A 631-nucleotide genomic window follows, 5' to 3' on the forward strand; every position below is an offset into this window, starting at 1 on the left:
CCCGCCGAAGCCCAGCGAAGCGGGTTCGGTGGGGAGAGGAGGCGCGACGGAGAGAGCAAGCTTTGCCGCCTGCGGCGAAGCGAGGGATTCGAAGTCCGCGCCGACGAAGGGCGTGCTGCAGTTGCTGCAGTATTCCGGAGCAGTTGTTCTTTCACAGCAACCACAAGGGGGGCGGGCACTGCCCCCGCCCCCCGTTTTTCTATGCTGAGACAGGGAGGAACTATGACAAAGGAACAAACCGCCTTGGACATCGCCCGCCGGATGGCGGAGCTGGGAGAGCGGAGCCACGCTGTGACGGCCTATACCCTGGCTATGGCGGACGCCCGGGACCGCCAGCCGGAGACAGAGCTGGAGGCCGCCCTTTACCTGTTTGAAAACGGCGGGAACTACAAGGTGGCCTATGACGCCTTCCGCTCCCTCTACCGCCGGGGCTTCCAGCGGGAAACTCTGCTGGAGCTGATGACCCAGGCTTTTTACCAGCCCAACATCAAACTCCTGAAGAGCCGATACGAGAAGAACTGCCGCCTGCTGCGCAAATATCCCTACTGCTTCCAGCAGGACTTTCCCGCCTTTGAGGAGCTGCCCCTCCGCTTTTACCCCTACGACGACCAGCGCTACATCCCCTTTACCG

General features: G+C 62.3%; 1 pseudogene. It reads left to right on the top strand.

Going from position 1 to position 631, the window contains the following annotated elements:
* Positions 1 to 222: 222 nt before the first annotated feature.
* Positions 223 to 631: pseudogene (locus ACESY8_RS19735) on the top strand (hypothetical protein); the annotation flags it as partial.

The organism is Clostridium sp. ATCC BAA-442 (assembly GCF_964239415.1).
In the GTDB taxonomy this organism is placed as follows: domain Bacteria; phylum Bacillota; class Clostridia; order Oscillospirales; family Oscillospiraceae; genus Flavonifractor; species Flavonifractor plautii.